The organism is Aeromonas sp. DNRA1, from assembly GCF_963888745.1.
Taxonomy (GTDB): domain Bacteria; phylum Pseudomonadota; class Gammaproteobacteria; order Enterobacterales; family Aeromonadaceae; genus Aeromonas; species Aeromonas hydrophila.
In genome coordinates, this window is record NZ_CAWPKQ010000008.1 from 93,056 (window position 1) to 107,006 (window position 13,951).

At 62.7% G+C, this 13,951-nt stretch carries 16 protein-coding genes; 11 read left to right on the plus strand and 5 right to left on the minus strand.

What is annotated here, in order from left to right:
• Positions 1–101 precede the first annotated feature (101 nt).
• The 3 genes from AACQ43_RS20290 to AACQ43_RS20300 are packed head-to-tail and all read left to right on the plus strand — an operon-like array spanning position 102 to position 3,066.
• Positions 102–611 carry a gluconokinase gene (locus AACQ43_RS20290; protein WP_005307862.1) on the plus strand — a complete coding sequence of 170 codons (510 nt, stop codon included), beginning with the start codon at positions 102–104 and terminating at the stop codon, positions 609–611.
• Positions 608–2,404, plus strand: a complete 1,797-nt coding sequence (gene edd / locus AACQ43_RS20295; protein ID WP_168968546.1) for a phosphogluconate dehydratase — start codon at positions 608–610, stop codon at positions 2,402–2,404. The genes AACQ43_RS20290 and edd overlap by 4 nt, the downstream gene beginning before the upstream one ends.
• A gap of 20 nt (positions 2,405–2,424) precedes the next feature.
• The gene (locus tag AACQ43_RS20300; RefSeq protein ID WP_102989663.1) at positions 2,425–3,066 is read left to right on the plus strand and encodes a bifunctional 4-hydroxy-2-oxoglutarate aldolase/2-dehydro-3-deoxy-phosphogluconate aldolase; all 642 of its coding nucleotides are present in this window, start codon (positions 2,425–2,427) and stop codon (positions 3,064–3,066) included.
• Positions 3,067–3,163: 97 nt separating this feature from the next.
• Here AACQ43_RS20300 and AACQ43_RS20305 read toward each other — a convergent pair whose 3' ends face one another.
• Positions 3,164–4,171, minus strand: coding sequence for a substrate-binding domain-containing protein (locus AACQ43_RS20305; RefSeq protein ID WP_168968563.1), 1,008 nt, complete (start codon positions 4,169–4,171; stop codon positions 3,164–3,166).
• A gap of 89 nt (positions 4,172–4,260) precedes the next feature.
• On the opposite strand from AACQ43_RS20305, the gene AACQ43_RS20310 reads away from it, so the two are divergent.
• Positions 4,261–4,911 carry a Qnr family pentapeptide repeat protein gene (locus AACQ43_RS20310; protein WP_168968548.1) on the plus strand — a complete coding sequence of 217 codons (651 nt, stop codon included), beginning with the start codon at positions 4,261–4,263 and terminating at the stop codon, positions 4,909–4,911.
• Positions 4,912–5,021: 110 nt separating this feature from the next.
• Here AACQ43_RS20310 and envC read toward each other — a convergent pair whose 3' ends face one another.
• Both envC and gpmM read right to left on the minus strand, forming a co-directional pair.
• A complete protein-coding gene (gene envC, locus AACQ43_RS20315; RefSeq protein WP_168968550.1) occupies positions 5,022–6,368 on the minus strand; it encodes a murein hydrolase activator EnvC in 1,347 nt (448 codons plus the stop codon).
• Between the two features lie 9 nt (positions 6,369–6,377).
• Positions 6,378–7,907 (minus strand): 2,3-bisphosphoglycerate-independent phosphoglycerate mutase, encoded by a 1,530-nt coding sequence (gene gpmM / locus AACQ43_RS20320; protein ID WP_029305011.1) that lies wholly within the window; start codon positions 7,905–7,907, stop codon positions 6,378–6,380.
• Positions 7,908–8,232: 325 nt separating this feature from the next.
• On the opposite strand from gpmM, the gene AACQ43_RS20325 reads away from it, so the two are divergent.
• Genes AACQ43_RS20325 through gpsA form a run of 3 tightly spaced genes read left to right on the plus strand, consistent with a single transcriptional unit; the run spans position 8,233 to position 10,189 of the window.
• Positions 8,233–8,664 (plus strand): rhodanese-like domain-containing protein, encoded by a 432-nt coding sequence (locus AACQ43_RS20325; RefSeq protein ID WP_005307875.1) that lies wholly within the window; start codon positions 8,233–8,235, stop codon positions 8,662–8,664.
• Between the two features lie 47 nt (positions 8,665–8,711).
• Positions 8,712–9,182, plus strand: a complete 471-nt coding sequence (gene secB / locus AACQ43_RS20330) for a protein-export chaperone SecB (RefSeq protein WP_011704300.1) — start codon at positions 8,712–8,714, stop codon at positions 9,180–9,182.
• Between the two features lie 2 nt (positions 9,183–9,184).
• Positions 9,185–10,189 carry an NAD(P)H-dependent glycerol-3-phosphate dehydrogenase gene (gene gpsA, locus AACQ43_RS20335; RefSeq protein ID WP_039215255.1) on the plus strand — a complete coding sequence of 335 codons (1,005 nt, stop codon included), beginning with the start codon at positions 9,185–9,187 and terminating at the stop codon, positions 10,187–10,189.
• An 83-nt stretch (positions 10,190–10,272) separates the two neighbouring features.
• Here gpsA and nfuA read toward each other — a convergent pair whose 3' ends face one another.
• Both nfuA and AACQ43_RS20345 read right to left on the minus strand, forming a co-directional pair.
• Positions 10,273–10,851 carry a Fe-S biogenesis protein NfuA gene (nfuA, locus tag AACQ43_RS20340; RefSeq protein ID WP_011704302.1) on the minus strand — a complete coding sequence of 193 codons (579 nt, stop codon included), beginning with the start codon at positions 10,849–10,851 and terminating at the stop codon, positions 10,273–10,275.
• An 80-nt stretch (positions 10,852–10,931) separates the two neighbouring features.
• Entirely contained in the window at positions 10,932–11,660 is a 729-nt protein-coding gene (locus tag AACQ43_RS20345) for a ComF family protein (protein WP_168968552.1), read from the minus strand.
• 36 nt (positions 11,661–11,696) lie between these two features.
• On the opposite strand from AACQ43_RS20345, the gene bioH reads away from it, so the two are divergent.
• From bioH to AACQ43_RS20365, 4 genes are all read left to right on the plus strand, one after another.
• On the plus strand, positions 11,697–12,461 hold the full coding sequence (bioH, locus tag AACQ43_RS20350; RefSeq protein WP_168968554.1) for a pimeloyl-ACP methyl ester esterase BioH: 765 nt from the start codon (positions 11,697–11,699) through the stop codon (positions 12,459–12,461).
• 71 nt (positions 12,462–12,532) lie between these two features.
• A complete protein-coding gene (locus tag AACQ43_RS20355; RefSeq protein WP_011704305.1) occupies positions 12,533–12,766 on the plus strand; it encodes a flagellar basal body rod C-terminal domain-containing protein in 234 nt (77 codons plus the stop codon).
• Position 12,767: 1 nt separating this feature from the next.
• Entirely contained in the window at positions 12,768–13,565 is a 798-nt protein-coding gene (locus tag AACQ43_RS20360) for a putative metalloprotease CJM1_0395 family protein (protein WP_168968556.1), read from the plus strand.
• A gap of 95 nt (positions 13,566–13,660) precedes the next feature.
• Positions 13,661–13,939, plus strand: a complete 279-nt coding sequence (locus AACQ43_RS20365) for a hypothetical protein (RefSeq protein ID WP_016349110.1) — start codon at positions 13,661–13,663, stop codon at positions 13,937–13,939.
• Positions 13,940–13,951: the final 12 nt, after the last annotated feature.

Below are 13,951 nucleotides of genomic sequence, written 5' to 3' on the forward strand. Positions count from 1 at the left end.
CTTCACAATTCTTGTTGTTACCGGTAACATGTTACCGGTAACGTGCTAAGTTAGAACCCATCGGCAGCACGTTTTTTGAAAAATGAGATAGAGGTCAAACAATGGCGGGTAAGAGCATTATCGTGATGGGTGTATGTGGTAGCGGCAAGTCCAGCGTGGGCCTCAAGGTGGCTAGCGTGCTGGGCGCCAAGTTCATCGACGGTGATGATCTGCACCCCAGGGCCAACATTCAGAAGATGGCTGGCGGCAACCCGCTCAACGATGAGGATCGCGCCCCCTGGCTAGAGCGGATCCGCGACGCGGCCTACAGCCTGGAGCAGAAGAACGAGGTGGGCGTCATCGTCTGCTCGGCCCTCAAGAAGCAGTATCGCGACCAGATCCGTGAAGGCAACGAGTCGGTCAGCTTCCTCTTCCTCGACGGCAGCCAGCCGCTGATCCTCGAGCGGATGCGGGCCCGCAAGGGCCACTTCATGCGCGAAAGCATGGTACAAAGTCAGTTCGATACCCTGGAGCGCCCGGACGGCGAAGCCGGTGTATTCCACATCGATATCGACGGCACCTTCGAACAGGTGGTTGACCGCGCCGTCACAGCATTGGAGCAAGCCCAATGATTCATCAGGTAATTTCCGACGTCACTGCCCGCATCCGCGAGCGCAGTGCCGCCCGTCGCCAGGCCTTTATGGCCCGCATCCAGCGTCAGGCCGATCAGGGCAAGACCCGCGCCGCGCTGGCCTGTGGCAACCTGGCCCACGCCGTGGCCGCCTCCAGCTGTGACGAGAAGGGGCGCATCCTCGACATGACCCGCGCCAACGTCGGCATCGTCACCGCCTACAACGACATGCTGAGCGCCCATCAGCCCTATCAGGGCTATCCGGACATCATCAAGGCCGCGCTGGCCGAGCTGGGCCACAGCGCCCAGGTGGCCGGCGGCGTGCCCGCCATGTGCGATGGCGTGACCCAGGGGCAGCCGGGGATGGATATGTCCCTGTTCTCCCGCGATCTGATCGCCCAGGCGACTGCGTTGTCGCTCTCCCACAACACCTTTGACGCCACCCTGCTGCTCGGCATCTGCGACAAGATAGCGCCGGGCCAGATCATGGGGGCGCTCTCCCACGCCCACCTGCCCACTGCCTTCGTGCCGGCCGGTCCGATGGCGAGCGGCATCAGCAACGACGAGAAGGTGAAGGTGCGCCAGCAGTACGCCGCCGGCGAAGTGGGCCGCGACGCCCTGCTGCAGATGGAGTGTGGCGCCTACCACGCGGCGGGCACCTGCACCTTCTACGGCACCGCCAACACCAACCAGCTGGTGTTCGAGGCCATGGGCCTGATGCTGCCTGGCTCCGCCTTCGTGCACCCGCACAGCGAGCTGCGCCGCGCCCTCACCGAGGAGGCGGCCCGCCGCATCAGCGCCATGATCCCGGGTTCCCCGGCCTATCGCCCGCTGAGTGCGGTGATCGACGAGCGCTCGCTGGTCAATGGGCTGGTGGCCCTGCTCGCCTCCGGCGGCAGCACCAACCACAGTATCCACATGGTGGCGCTGGCCCGCGCCGCCGGTCTGCACCTGACCTGGGATGACATCAGCGATCTCTCCGACGTGGTGCCGCTGCTGGTACGCATGTACCCGAACGGCCCGGCCGATGTGAACGCCTTCGAACAGGCGGGCGGCGTGCCCGGCCTGATGCGCCGTCTGGCGCAAGAAGGGCTGATCCACATGGACGCCACCCCGGTGTTTGGCGAGATGCAGGATTACCTCAGCCGTCCGGCACTGGTGGATGGCCAGCTGGTATGGCAGCCGGTGGGTGAGAGCGGCGATGCGAGCGTATTGTCCCCCTCCGGCAGCGTATTCCAGGCCACTGGCGGCACCAAGCTGCTGGCAGGCAATCTGGGCCGCGCCGTGGTCAAGGTCTCCGCCGTCGCCCCCGAGTATCGGGTGATTGAAGCCCCGGCGCGGGTCTTCTCCTCCCAGCACGCGGTGGAGGCGGCCTACAAGGCGGGCGATCTCAATCAGGATGCTGTCATCGTGGTGCGCCACAATGGCCCGGCCGCCAATGGCATGCCGGAGCTGCACAAGCTGATGCCGGTGCTCGGCAACCTGCAAAAAGCCGGTTACAAGGTGGCGCTGGTCACCGACGGCCGTCTCTCCGGTGCCTCCGGCAAGATCCCTGCCGCCATCCACGTCACCCCGGAAGCGCTGCATGGCGGGGCCATCGGTCTGCTTGCCGATGGCGACCTGCTGCGGGTGGACGCGGTAAACGGCAGCCTCGATTGCCTGACCGATTTGAGTGGCCGACCCCAGGCCGAGACCGACCTCACCCTGGAACAAGAGGGGTGGGGCCGTGAACTGTTCAGCGTGATGCGTCGCGCGGTATCGAGCGCCGAGTGCGGCGCCACCATCTTTGATTAAGAGCTGACTAAGGAAGAGCTATGCAGAACTGGAAAGTGACCCCGGCCGAGGTGTTTGCCGCCTCCCCCCTGGTACCCGTGATGGTTATCAACGAACTGGATCAGGCCCTGCCGATGGCCAAGGCGCTGCTGGACGGCGGCATCTCGGTGTTCGAGATCACCCTGCGCACCCCGGTGGCGCTGGAGGCCATCGCCCTCATCGCCAAGGCGATGCCGGATGCCATGGTCGGTGCCGGTACCGTGCTCAACTGCGCGCAGTTTGATGCCGCCGTGGCTGCCGGTGCCCGCTTCGTCATCTCCCCGGGGATGACCCCGGCCCTGCTGGCCCACGCGGCCAACAGCACGGCGCCGCTGATCCCGGGCGTGGCCACCCCGTCCGAGGTGATGCAGGCGCTGGAAGCAGGCTATGACCACCTCAAGTTCTTCCCGGCCGAAGCGAACGGCGGTACCAAGGCGCTGGCCGCCATCGCCGCGCCGCTGCCCCAGGTGAAGTTCTGCCCCACCGGCGGCATCGGCCCGAAAAACGTGGCCGACTACCTGGCGCTGAAATGTGTGGCCACCGTCGGCGGCTCCTGGATGCTACCGGCCGAGGCCGTCAAGAACGGTAACTGGGAAGAGGTGACCCGCCTCTCCCGCGAAGCCGTCGCTCTGGTCGCATCCTGATTTAACGCCGGCGTGAGCCGGACCTTCCGTTTGCCAAGCAAGCAGGCCACCCTCGGGTGGCCTGCTCTGTTTTAGCTGCATGGTGGGGAGCTGGGCCTCAGCCCAGGCTGTCCCCTTCGTACAGGGAGAAGCCCATGTCGAGCTGGGTGTCGGCCAGCGGCTGGCCGTTGAGGCGGGCCAGCAGCATGGTGGCGGCCGCACGGCCGATCTCTTTGCGCGGCGTGACGATACTGGCCAGCTTGGGGGTCATGGCGTGGCCGATGTCGAGGGCGTTGCTGCCGGCGATGGCGATCTGCTGGGGCACGGGTATCCACTTGGCCTGACACTGCAGCAGGGCGCCCACCGCCAGGTCATCGTTGGTGCAGAACAGGCCGTCCAGATCGGGATAACGCACCAGCGCCTGCTCCAGCAGCTGGCCGCCGAGGGTGAAGCTGGAGGATTGCTCGGTCAGCAGGTGCTGGCCGCTCAGGCCGAAATCCTGCATCGCCTGGTAGTAGCCTTCCATCCGCAGCTGGGTGCGCACGTCGAGCCGCGCGCCGAGGTAGACCAGCTTGCGTCGGCCCCGGCGCAGCATCTCTGTTACCATGGCCCGGGCGGCTGCCCGGTGATCCATACCGACCACCATGTCGATGGGGTTCTGCGGCAGATCCATGGTCTCCACCACCGGGATGCCGGCGGTGGCGATCATCTTGCGAGTGCGCTCGGTGTGCTGGCTGTCGGAGAGGATCAGCCCATCCACGTGATAGGAGAGCAGGGAAGCGACCTGCTCCTCTTCCCGATCCGGGCTGTAGCCGTAGTGGGCCAGCAGGGTCTGGTAGCCGGCGGGCCGGGTCACCGACTCGATGCCGTGCACCACGGCGGAGAAGACCTGGTTGGAGAGGGAGGGGATCAGGATACCGATCGCTTTGCTGGTGGCGTTGGAGAGAATGTCAGGCGCCCGGTTGGGGATGTAACCGAGCTCCTCCACCGCGGCGGCGATCCGCTCGCGGGTGCCCTCGGCCACGGCCTGTGGGTCGCGCAGGTAGCGGCTGACGGTCATCTTGGTGACCCCGGTCAGGTCGGCTATGTCCTGCAGGGTGGGGCGGCGCTTGCGGGTGTCGTTCATCTCGGGATCCGGCAGAAATGTTACACGTAACATTACCGTTTTTGTTTAACAAAGTCAGCATATGACGCCATCAACAGGGGAGTCGCGGGATGATCAAGGACAAGTGCTTCAAGGGCGTGCGCTTCGAGCAGCAAGACCTGGAGGGGGAGCAGTTCCAGGGTTGCCGTTTCATCGGCTGCAACTTCTCCTGGCTCGATCTGGCCGAATGCCGCTTCGTCGACTGCAGCTTCTATGACAGGGAGAGCGAGCAGAGCTGTTTGCTGCAGGGTTGCGACCTGCGCGAGGCCAGCTTTCTGCGCTGCGATCTCACCATGGCCGACTGCAGCCAAAGCCAATGTCTGGGGCTGGAGCTGCGCGACTGTCAGGCGCTGGGGATCAACTTCTCCCGTGCCAGCTTTGCCAACCAGATCACTGCCAAGAGCTACTTCTGCGAGGCGCACCTGACCGGCAACAACTTCAGTTACGCCAATTTCGAAGGGTGCCTGCTGGAGCAATGCGAATTGAGCGGCAATCGCTGGCAGGGGGCCAACCTGTTCGGTGCCTCGCTGGCGGGCTCCGATCTCAGCGGTTCCGAGTTTGGCCAAATAGACTGGGCCAGCGTCAACCTGCAGGGTTGTGACCTGCGCCAGTGCGATCTGCCGGGGCTGGATCTGCGGCGGGTCAATCTGGACGGGGTGCAGATCAACGAAGATCAGCAACAGGCCTTGCTGGAGCAGATCGGGCTGATCGTCTTCCCCTGAGCCGGCAGGAAAAGAGGTAAGTTTTCGTCATCTGCCATCATGCCCGCTGCCAGCGGTGATGAAAAAAGCCTGCATGATGCAGGCTTTTCTGGATGGCAGGGTGGCGGTGATCAGCGCTTGGCCAGCCACTTGGTGGGGTTGATCGCCTCGCCCTGATAACGGATCTCGAAGTAGAGGCCGGGCCTGTCCTGGCCGCCGCTGTCGCCGACCAGCGCCACCGGTTCACCCTGTTCCACGTTCTGGCCCACCTGGCGCAGCAGCGACTGGTTGTGACCGTAGAGGCTCATGTAGCCGCGGCCGTGATCGATCACCAGCAGCATGCCGAAGCCGTCGAGCCAGTCGGCATAGACCACCTGGCCCGGCGCCACCGCCTTGACCTGGGTACCTTCACTGGCGCCGATCAGGGTGCCTTTCCACTTCAGTTCGGCGGTGCGCGGCGAGCCGTAGGCGATGAGAATGGGGCCCTGCACCGGCCAGCGCAGGCTGCCGTTGGTCTTGAGCCCGCTGTAATAGCCGGCGCTGCTGATCCCCGAACCTCGCTCGGGTTTGCTGCTGGCCACTTCCTCGGTCGGCTGCTGTTGCTGGGCTGCCTTGTTTTGGGCTGCGAGCCGCTGTTGTTCGGCACGGCGCTGCTCTGCCAGCTTGCGCTGCCGCTCCTGCTCTGCCTTCAGCTTGGCGAGGCGTTCCCGTTCGGCCCGTTCGCGCCGCTCCTGTTCTTCCCGCTGACGGCGCAGCTCTTCCAGCCGGGCCTTCAAAGTTTTTTCCGCCTTGACCAGTTTGCTCAGCTTCTGTTCGTCATCCTGAACTGATTGCTGCAGCTGGTTGCGCACTTTGGCGCGGCTCTGCTGGCTGGCCAGCAGGCTCTGATGATGTTGCTGCTGTTCGCTCAGCAGGCTTTGCAGCCGGCTTTCAGTCTCTTTGGTTGCCTGCTGGTTTTTGGCCAGCTTGGTGCGGGTGGCACGCAGCGCCTCGATGGCTTCGATACGAGCCTTGTTGAGGTAGTCGTAGTAGTCGAGTGAGCGGCTCAGTTTGGCCGGATCCTGCTGATTGAGCAGCAGTTTGAGGTAATCGTGGTTGCCGGCGGTGAAGGCGCTCTCGGCCTGCTTGGCCAGCAACTGCTTCTGATGCCTGGCCTGCTGTTCCAGATCCAGCTTGTCCTGCTGCAGCCCCACCAGTTTCTGCTGGTTTTCTCTGAGCTGCTGTTTGGTCTGCTCGAGCTTGGCGGCGGCGGCCGAGATGGCCTGCTCATCAGCCTTGAGCTGGGTGTTGAGCTTGGCAAGCTCCTGCTTGCTGAGCTTGATGGTCTGCTGTTGTTCCTTGATCTGGGACTGCATGGCACCGAGCTGCTGGTTGGCAGCCCGGGCCGTGGTCGGCCCGAACGACAGACAAAAAAACAGCGCGCCGGCCAACAGGCCGACGCGACTGGTTTTGGTTGAAATAACTTCGCATCCCCGCATGGGGAAGGATTATTTCAGAATCATCAGGGGCTTGCCAGTCATTTCCGGCGGTACCGGCAGACCCATCAGGGTCAGCATGGTGGGGGCCAGATCGGACAATTTGCCGCCTTCAGCCACCTCGGCCTTGCGACCGAAATAGATGAGCGGAACCGGCAGGTTGGTGTGGGCGGTGTGGGCCTGACCGGTCTCTTCGTCCAGCATCTTCTCGGCGTTGCCGTGGTCGGCGGTGATCAGGCACTCGCCACCCACTTCGGCCAGCGCGTCAGTGACGCGACCGATGCAGTGGTCGACCGCTTCACAGGCCTTGACCGCGGCGTCGAACACGCCGGTGTGGCCGACCATGTCTCCGTTCGGGTAGTTGCAGATGATGACGTCGTACTTGCCGCTCTTGATGGCGCCGACCAGCTTGTCGGTCAGCTCTTCGGAGCTCATCTCCGGCTGCAGGTCATAGGTGGCCACTTTCGGGCTGGCGACGATCTCGCGATCTTCGCCAGTGAAGCAGGCCTCTTCGCCGCCGTTGAAGAAGAAGGTGACGTGGGCGTACTTCTCGGTTTCGGAAATGCGCAGCTGGGTCTTGCCCTGCTTGGCCAGCCATTCACCCAGGGTGTTGACCAGCGCGGTCGGCGGGTAGGCGCAGGCGGTTTTGATGTCGGCCGCATACTCGGTCAGCATCACGAAGTTCAGCGCCGGGGTGGCGGTGCGGGCGAAGCCGGTGAAGTCGCTGTCGACGAAGGCGCGGGTGATCTCGCGGGCACGGTCGGCACGGAAGTTCATGAAGATCAGCGCATCGCCATCCTGCATGGGGGCTGCGGCACCGATGCGGGTGGCTTTGACGAATTCGTCGTTCTCGTCGCGAGCGTAGGCGGCGGCCAGGGCTTCGCTGGCGCTGTCGGCGGTGAACTCGCCCTTGCCCTGGGTCATCAGGTCATAGGCTTGCTGCACGCGATCCCAGCGGTTGTCACGGTCCATGGCGTAGTAACGGCCGATCATGGAGGCGAAGCGACCCTTGCCCAGGCGGGCGAACAGGGCATCGAACTGCTCGATGGAGGACTGGGCGGAGCGCGGCGGCACGTCACGGCCATCCAGGAAGGCGTGGAAGTAGATCTGCTCGGCGCCACGCTTGGCGGCCATTTCGATCATGCCCATGATGTGCTCTTCGTGGCTGTGCACGCCACCCGGGGACATCAGGCCCATGATGTGTACGGCCTTGCCCTTGGTCACGGCAGCATCGACAGCCTTGGCCAGCTCGACGTTCTGGAAGAAGTCGCCGTCCTGAATGTCTTTGGAGATGCGGGTCAGTTCCTGATAGACGATGCGACCGGCGCCGATGTTGACGTGGCCCACTTCGGAGTTCCCCATCTGACCATCCGGCAGACCCACGTCCAGGCCGGAGCCGGAGATCAGGGTGCTGGTGTAGTCACGGGCGAGACGGTCGAGGTTGGGAGTCTTGGCGGCAGCGACGGCGTTGTGCTCTTGCTTGGTGCTGTAGCCCCAACCGTCCATGATGACCAGAACCAAAGGTTTCTTAGCTGTTGACATAAGGCTATGTCCTCTCGGATAGGAATGAATTGCGGGAAGTGAAACTAGCGTAATATTACTACATCTGCCGAAATAGTCACCTGATAGCCAAGCCCCGTCCGGCGGGGGGCGCACGCTGTTGCCGAGCTGTTTCTTCTTTGTCGCCGGCTTGTCGCACCACTCGACGAATCCTCGTCGCAGCGGGCCGAATGCCACTTTTTATGCCGCCGCTTTCCCCCGTCCCCGTCTGGTGGGAGCCCGCTCCCGCTTTGCCGCCAAGATGGCTGATCTTGGCTGGGTCCCCATGTATACTCGGGCACTTGTCTTGGTCCCTGGATAGTAGAAGATGCAAGAGTATTTGGATTTTGCGGCCCGCAACCCGCTGCTGACCGCAGCCTGGTTCGGCCTGGCAGGCACCCTGGTTTACACCACGGTGCGTGCTCGTTTTTCTCCGGTGAAGTCGGTGAACAACCACACCGCAACCCTGCTGATCAACCGTGAAAACGCCACCGTGGTGGACATTCGCAGTCAGGAAGAGTTTGCCAAGGGCCATCTGGCCGGTGCCCAGCACCTGCCGCTCAGCCAGATCCAGAGCAATAATCTGGGCCCGGTTGAAAAGCATAAAGATGCCCCCATCATAGTGGTGTGCGAGTCGGGGATGACCGCTGGTGGCGCGGGTCGCCAATTGAGCAAAGCCGGCTTCAAGCAGGTGTATGTGCTCAGTGGTGGCATGGCCCAGTGGCGTGCAGAGAATCTGCCGGTGACCAAAAAACGCTGATTTAAGGGCCTGCGCCCACCTATTTTCATAAAAAGGAATCAAACAAAATGGCTGAAGAGATCAACAACCAGGAAGTACAACCGGAATTCCACATCCAGCGCGTCTACACCAAGGACGTCTCCTTCGAAGCGCCGAATACCCCGCACATCTTCCAGAAAGAGTGGCAGCCGGACGTCAAGCTGGACATGGACACCAAGACCAACATCCTGGCCGACAGCGTCTATGAAGTGGTACTGACCCTGACCGTGACCTGCAAGCTGGAAACCGAAACTGCCTTCCTGTGTGAAGTTCAGCAAGCCGGTATCTTCACCATCGGCAACCTGCCGGAGCCGCAACTGGCTCACTGCCTGGCTGCCTTCTGCCCGAACATCCTGTTCCCGTATGCCCGCGAAGCGGTGTCCAACCTGGTGAGCAAGGGTTCCTTCCCGCAGCTGAACCTGGCACCGGTCAACTTCGATGCCCTGTTTGCCCAGCACATGGCGCAGGCACAGGCCCAGCAGGCGACTGCGGAAGCCTGATAATGGCCGACCAGATCGCTATCTCGGTCTTGGGGGCGGGGTCTTATGGCTCCGCCCTTGCCATTTCTCTGGCGCGCAACGGTCATCCGACCCTGCTGTGGGGTCACGACCCTGCCCATGTCGCCGAGCTGGAACAAGACCGCTGCAACAAGGCTTTTCTGCCGGATGTCCCTTTTCCTGCCGATCTGCAGCTGACCGCCGATCTGCAACAGGCGGTACAAGCCGCTCCTGTGCTGTTGCTGGTGGTGCCGAGCCATGTGTTCGGCCAGGTACTGGCCCAGGTCAAACCCTTCCTGCGCCCGGATACCCGTATCGCCTGGGCCACCAAGGGGCTGGAGCCGGACAGCGGCCGCCTGCTGCAAGACGTGGCACGCGAGGTGCTGGGTGACGAGATGCCGCTGGCGGTCATCTCCGGCCCTACCTTCGCCAAGGAGCTGGCCGCCGGTCTGCCGACCGCCATCTCGGTGGCGTCGACCCACGACGACTTCGCCGACGATCTCTCCCTGCTGCTGCACTGTGGCCGTTCGTTCCGGGTCTATACCAATCCGGACTTCATCGGTCTGCAACTGGGCGGGGCGGTCAAGAACGTCATCGCCATCGGTGCCGGTCTCTCCGACGGGCTGGGTTTTGGTGCCAATGCCAGGACCGCGCTCATCACCCGGGGCCTGGTAGAGATGCAGCGCCTGGGCGCCGCGCTCGGGGCCGACGCCAAGACCTTCATGGGGATGGCGGGGCTCGGGGATCTGGTGCTGACCTGTACCGACAACCAGTCGCGCAACCGTCGTTTCGGGCTGGCCCTCGGGGCCGGCAAGGATGTGAACACCGCCATGACCGAGATCGGCCAGGTGGTGGAAGGCTATCGCAACACCAAGGAGGTGCATCTGCTGGCGGCCCGCTGTGGCGTCGAGATGCCCATCTGCGAGCAGATCTTCAAGGTGCTGTACGAAGGCAAGAATCCGAAAGAGGCTGCTATCGCCCTGCTGTCGCGAGACAAGAAGGACGAGTGATCCGCTCGCTGCAGAATGCAAAAGGCCCCGCCAGCTGGCGGGGCCTTTTCTTTGCTGCATGTCTTTGCGACAAGGGCAGCAAATCAGTAGTAGGAGTGATCGCCGCGCTGGTGCTCGGTGGCATCCTTGACGCCGTTGAGCTCGCCCGGGAATTTCTCCAGCAGCTGCTTCTCGATCCCCTCTTTCAGGGTGTAGTCGACCATGGAGCAACCGTTGCAACCGCCGCCAAACTGCAGGATGGCCAGCTTGTCCTCGGTCAGCTCGACCAGGGTGACCTTGCCGCCGTGACCTGCCAGCATGGGGTTCACCTCGGACATCAACACGTACTCGATACGGTCGATCAGCGGCGCGTCGTCGGCCACTTTGCGCATCTTGGCGTTCGGGGCTTTCAGGGTGAGCTGGGAGCCCATCTGATCGGTGACGAAATCGATGGTGGCATCCACCAGGAAGGGGGCGCTCAGGGGATCGACCAGGCAGTCGAAGCCGCTGAAGGGCAGGTGTTGATCTTCCGGATCGACCGCGTCGGGTGGGCAATATGATACGCCGCACTCGGCATTCTGGGTTCCCGGATTGACCACAAACACCCGGATATTGGTGCCATCAGGCTGTTTTTCCAGCAGTTTACGGAAATGGGCCTGGGCGGTGTCGGAAATGCTGATCATCACTATCCTCATAAACCTGAGTGTACGACTAGGGTATTCATGATAACTCTCTTGGCAAGGCTTGGGTAGCATGCCGATGGTTACTTGAGATGCTTGAGGGTACGACAGACGGCCCACACTTCCACCTTTGTGACTCCGCTCTCATGGAGCAAACGGGTGAGATGGCCGGCGGTCGCACCCGTGGTGACCACATCATCGAGCAGCGCCACGTGCTGGTAGGCGTGAAGCCTGATCTGGAAGGCGCCGCGCAGATTGCGCCGCCGCTGGCCGGCACTGAGCCTGGTTTGCTGCGGGGTTGCCCTGACCCGGCGCAGCAGGCGCTTGTCACAAGGAATGCCGGTCAGCTCACTAAGAGTGAGGGCTATCTCTTCCGCCTGATTGAAGCCGCGCCACCACTGGCGCCACCAGTGCAGCGGCACCGGAATGATGGCCTCTGGCGGATCGCTGAGATCCAGATGATCGGCCAGCAGCCGGGCGAGCAACGGGGCCAGCAGGATCTGGCCGGAATACTTCAGCCGGGGGATCAGCATGGGGTAGGGTGGCCGGTAGTCACCGATGACCTGCAGCCGCTCCCAGGGCGGCGGCCTGCGCTGGCAACGGCCGCAGATCGGCAGGCGCTCTTCATGCAATGTTGGCAAGGGAGCGGCACACAAGCGGCAGGTGTGCTCAGCCTGCTGCAGGGCCTGTCGGCACCAGCTGCACAGCAAGGGGTCAACATCGCAAGGCTGCTGACAGAGCAGGCAGTTGCCCTGCCAGTCGGCATGGCGGCCGAGGATCGGACTTGCTTTGACGAGCAACCGCTTTAACATGCTGACCCCAACAGAGTGAACAGGATCTGAGTCTAGATGAGCGTGTCGGTTGAGCGGTTTGGTCAGGGGCCCGATCTGGTGCTGTTGCACGGATGGGGAATGAATGGCGCGGTCTGGCATGGCATTGTGCCGGCCCTGGCGTCTCGCTATCGCGTCCATCTGGTGGATCTGCCCGGCTTTGGCAACAGTCCGCTGGCAGGCGAGGTGGAGTACAGTCTGCCTTGGCTGGCTGAACAGGTGGCAGCCATCCTGCCGGAGCAGTGCCATTTGCTGGGGTGGTCCCTCGGTGGCCTGGTGGCAAGCCAGTTGGCCTTGAGCCATCCCGAGCGACTGCACTCCCTCATCACGGTGGCCAGCTCCCCCTGTTTCATGGCCCAGGGCGACTGGCCGGGGATCGCGCCCAAGGTGCTGACCGGTTTTAACCAGATGCTGGCAGGGGACTTCAAGCAGACCATAGAACGCTTCCTGGCGATCCAGGCGATGGGTAGCGAACATGCCAGGGATGACATCCGCCAGTTGCGCCACTGGCTGGCGGAGCGACCCGCTCCCCAGCTGGCCGCGCTGGAGGCCGGACTCGGTTTGTTGGCCGAGGTTGATTTGCGCGATGAGCTGACACCATTGAGCCTGCCTTGGCTGCGGGTCTACGGTAGGCTGGATTCGCTGGTGCCCAAGGCGTCCATCCCTCTGCTGGACGAGCGTTACCCAAGCAGCCGCAGTGTGGTGCTGGAAAAGGCCTCACACGCGCCCTTTATTTCCCATCCACAACAGTTCATTGAAATCATTGAACATTTTGTAGGTTGAAAAATAGCCAATTTGCTTCATTAATCCTCTGGCGTGGCGGATAATTAATCCAGTGTCAGAGGAGAGTTGTCATGCGTATAGATTCAGCATTGAACAGCGGTGTGCAAGGCTTTCAGCGTGCGGAGCAGATCGCCGACAAGGCGTCCAGCCAGATCGCCAGGCTCAACACCCCGAGCGGTGACAAGGTGCAGTTGCCCGAAGAACTGGTGAACCTCAAGAGTGCCGAGGTGCAGGCCGGCGCCTCTGCCAAGGTGATCCAGACCGCCAGCGACATGATGGGAACCCTGATCGACATCCGGGTGTGACATGAACATCAATGTCAGTCTGCCGACCATCATTCCCAACCAGCTGCAACCGCAGACGGAATCGGCACGCACTGACAATCGTCGCGCGGCACTCATCCCCCAGAGCCGCCAGAGCGAGGCTTTCAACGCCGAGTCCGAAGTCGGCTCCCAGAAAGAGAAGTCCAGAGCCAGCCAGGCCAATCCCAATCAGACTTCCCAGCAGGCCCGAGACGGCTCCCAGACCGGCAACCCGCAGGCGGCGATCGACAATCGCTTCGTCGAGGCCGCCGGTGAGGACGGTCAGCGCAACAAGCAGCAGGATCCCAAGCAGCAGGAGCAACAGCAGAAGCAGGAGTTGCAGGTCAAGGAGCTGGCCGACAGGGATCAGGAGGTGCGCACTCACGAGCAGGCGCACCAGAGCACCGGTGGTCAGTATGCCGGCAGCCCTACCTATGAGTTTGCCATGGGGCCGGATGGCAAGCGTTACGCGACCGGCGGTGGCGTCTCCATCGACATCGGAATCATCCCCGGCGATCCCAGAGCCACCATCGCCAAGATGCAACAGGTGCGCGCCGCCGCACTGGCGCCTGCCGAGCCCTCCTCTCAGGATCTGAGCGTAGCCAGAAGTGCTGCGGCCAAGGAGGCACAGGCCCGCAAGGCGCTGCTCTCATCCGACCCTGATACCGCCCTGGCTGCCGACGGCAGCGCCAAGACGGGCGTGCTGAACGGCTACATGGAGCAGCGCAACCAGGTCATCGCCCAGCGCTATCAGCAGGCAGTCAAACCTGCTGCCCAGCAGAACCTGAGCCTGAGTGTCTGAGGTTTCCACCGTATTTCCGCCCGGTTTTTTCCCTCGCGAGCAGCCATTTGCAACTAATCTGAGGGGTAATCCCATCCACGCTCACAGGAGTCGTCATGCACTTTGATGAAGTCAAACCGGAAGATTTTGCCACCTTCTCCCGTGTACCTCCGCCGCACCTCCAGATGGAGCAGTTCTTGATGCAGCTCGGCGGGGGCGGTACCGAAGGCACCCATTTCAAGAAGAAGGTGATGCTGGCGGCAGGCTGGAGCCATACCGGCGTGGTTTCCTATGGCAAGTATCCGCAAGAGGCCTGCAAGGCATTCAACCGGCTGCGGGAAGTACTGGCAGCCCATCAGGAGGCTGACGCCATTCTGGCTGCGCTGGCCCAATGAGGCTGAGCAACA

Bases quoted from the DNA above. Each gene is read 5' to 3' on its own strand.
- AACQ43_RS20325 (WP_005307875.1), top strand. From the start codon at position 8,233: ATGCAAGAGTATTTGGATTTTGCGGCCCGCAACCCGCTGCTGACCGCA.
- AACQ43_RS20310 (WP_168968548.1), top strand. From the start codon at position 4,261: ATGATCAAGGACAAGTGCTTCAAGGGCGTGCGCTTCGAGCAGCAAGAC.
- gpmM (WP_029305011.1), bottom strand. From the start codon at position 7,907: ATGTCAACAGCTAAGAAACCTTTGGTTCTGGTCATCATGGACGGTTGG.
- edd (WP_168968546.1), top strand. From the start codon at position 608: ATGATTCATCAGGTAATTTCCGACGTCACTGCCCGCATCCGCGAGCGC.
- envC (WP_168968550.1), bottom strand. From the start codon at position 6,368: ATGCGGGGATGCGAAGTTATTTCAACCAAAACCAGTCGCGTCGGCCTG.
- AACQ43_RS20355 (WP_011704305.1), top strand. From the start codon at position 12,533: ATGCGTATAGATTCAGCATTGAACAGCGGTGTGCAAGGCTTTCAGCGT.
- AACQ43_RS20360 (WP_168968556.1), top strand. From the start codon at position 12,768: ATGAACATCAATGTCAGTCTGCCGACCATCATTCCCAACCAGCTGCAA.
- AACQ43_RS20305 (WP_168968563.1), bottom strand. From the start codon at position 4,171: ATGAACGACACCCGCAAGCGCCGCCCCACCCTGCAGGACATAGCCGAC.
- gpsA (WP_039215255.1), top strand. From the start codon at position 9,185: ATGGCCGACCAGATCGCTATCTCGGTCTTGGGGGCGGGGTCTTATGGC.
- AACQ43_RS20290 (WP_005307862.1), top strand. From the start codon at position 102: ATGGCGGGTAAGAGCATTATCGTGATGGGTGTATGTGGTAGCGGCAAG.
- AACQ43_RS20300 (WP_102989663.1), top strand. From the start codon at position 2,425: ATGCAGAACTGGAAAGTGACCCCGGCCGAGGTGTTTGCCGCCTCCCCC.
- AACQ43_RS20345 (WP_168968552.1), bottom strand. From the start codon at position 11,660: ATGTTAAAGCGGTTGCTCGTCAAAGCAAGTCCGATCCTCGGCCGCCAT.
- bioH (WP_168968554.1), top strand. From the start codon at position 11,697: ATGAGCGTGTCGGTTGAGCGGTTTGGTCAGGGGCCCGATCTGGTGCTG.
- nfuA (WP_011704302.1), bottom strand. From the start codon at position 10,851: ATGATCAGCATTTCCGACACCGCCCAGGCCCATTTCCGTAAACTGCTG.
- AACQ43_RS20365 (WP_016349110.1), top strand. From the start codon at position 13,661: ATGCACTTTGATGAAGTCAAACCGGAAGATTTTGCCACCTTCTCCCGT.
- secB (WP_011704300.1), top strand. From the start codon at position 8,712: ATGGCTGAAGAGATCAACAACCAGGAAGTACAACCGGAATTCCACATC.